The sequence below is a fragment of the Halolamina salina genome, from assembly GCF_042678005.1.
Lineage (GTDB): Archaea > Halobacteriota > Halobacteria > Halobacteriales > Haloferacaceae > Halolamina > Halolamina salina.
This window is the reverse complement of record NZ_JBHUDH010000227.1, coordinates 1-1,580: the sequence shown is the minus strand read 5'-3', so window position 1 is coordinate 1,580 and position 1,580 is coordinate 1. Positions and strand designations below refer to the sequence as shown.

General features: G+C 68.0%; 2 protein-coding genes. Both read left to right on the top strand.

Going from position 1 to position 1,580, the window contains the following annotated elements; all coding sequences use genetic code 11:
* Positions 1-239: 239 nt before the first annotated feature.
* Complete coding sequence (locus tag ACFR9S_RS14950; RefSeq protein ID WP_379818969.1) at positions 240-851, top strand: class I SAM-dependent methyltransferase; 612 nt, start codon at positions 240-242, stop codon at positions 849-851.
* Between the two features lie 168 nt (positions 852-1,019).
* Positions 1,020-1,538 (top strand): multiprotein bridging factor aMBF1, encoded by a 519-nt coding sequence (locus tag ACFR9S_RS14945; protein ID WP_379818968.1) that lies wholly within the window; start codon positions 1,020-1,022, stop codon positions 1,536-1,538.
* Positions 1,539-1,580: the final 42 nt, after the last annotated feature.

The following is a 1,580-nucleotide window of genomic DNA, read 5'->3' as shown; positions in this document are numbered from 1 at the left end:
CGCGTCGTCTCGATCCCGTCGGCGGCGAGGCTGCTCTCGAGTGCTGCGGCTCTGTCGCCGTTCCCAACAACGAGAACGCGATTGCGGGCGAACGGTGACTCCAGAGCCGGCGTCACACCCGTCGTTCGTGAGCCGCCCACAATAATCGTACGCTCCAGTTACGAGATCTGATAGGAGTTGTGTGAGGTACGTTCACAGGCATCCGGAACGCGTTTCACTCGGGGGTCGGAACGCCGCCCATGGACGACCAGCGGGCGACGGTTCGGGACGGCTACGACGCGATGGCGGACGCCTACGACGAGCAGCGAGGGGGCGACCCGGCCGACAACGACGCGCTCGTCGCGCTGAAGGCGTCGCTACCGGCGGCGCCGCGGGTGCTCGATCTGGGCTGTGGCGCCGGCAAGGGGCCGCTCGGGTTCCTCCCCGCCGAGCGCGCAGTCGGGCTGGACATCTCGACGGCGCAGTTAGGACTCGCACGCGAACGCGTCGACGCCGGCCTCGTCGCCGGCGACATGACAGCACTCCCGTTCGCGGCCGACAGCTTCGACGCCGCCACCGCGTTCTACTCGGTGATCCACCTCCCGGTCGAGGACCACGGCGACTGCTACGCGGAGGTCGCGCGGGTGCTCGAACCGGGCGGGGAGTTCCTGTTCAGCATCGGCGACGACTGGGCCGGTGAGAACGACGACTGGCTCGACGCCGGCGAGCGGATGGCGTGGTCGTTCCCGCCGATGGCGGAGACCGAGCGGCTGTTGGCCGAGGCCGGGTTCACGATCACGGATCGCTACGGGGTCCACAGCGAAATGGACGGCGTCGATTGGCCGTTCCTGCGGTGCCGGCTCGCGGAGTAGCCCTCTTCCTGAGACCGTTTCGTTCCTCACTGCGGTGCGGATGCTGTCGCGGTGCGGCGGACGCCTCGCGGCCGTCGGTGATCGAAACACGGCTCCTGTCACGGCCACCAACACTCCCAACCGACGGCCCGCCGGTTCCTTTTTACTACCCCATCCGCTACGTCGGGTATGGCCCAGTGTGAGATGTGCGGCGCGGAGAAGTCCTCGCTCACCACGACGAAAGTCGAGGGCGCGGAGCTCGAACTCTGCGACGACTGCAAGGACTTCGGCACGACCGTCGAGACCGAGTCGACGTCGACCACGTCGACGAAGTACTCGACGTCCTCCTCCGACGGCTCCTCGTCCTCGACGAGCGGTGGGAGCACCGGAGGCGGTGGCGGGCGCCGCCGCGACATGTTCGACCAGATGGACGAGATCGCGGGCGACTACGACGAGCAGATCCGGGCCGCCCGCGAGGACGAGGGGCTGAGCCGCGAGGATCTCGCGAAGGAACTCAACGAGAAGGCCTCGCTGATCGGCAAGCTCGAACGCGGCGACGTGCTCCCGAGCGACGACGTGCGCAAGAAGCTCGAGAAGCGTCTCGGGATCTCGCTGGCGGAAGGCTCGGGCGACGACACCTCCGACTGGGAGACCGACTCCTCGATGACCCAGACGCTCGACGACGTGGTCGAGCGCAAGGGCGAGTAACGCCGCCGAACCGCCTACCTATTTGCCGGTCGGGACCCGCCT

What these genes read in the sequence shown, in the direction of transcription:
- ACFR9S_RS14945 (WP_379818968.1), top strand. Translation starts at nt 1,020, where the DNA reads ATGGCCCAGTGTGAGATGTGCGGCGCGGAGAAGTCCTCGCTCACCACG.
- ACFR9S_RS14950 (WP_379818969.1), top strand. Translation starts at nt 240, where the DNA reads ATGGACGACCAGCGGGCGACGGTTCGGGACGGCTACGACGCGATGGCG.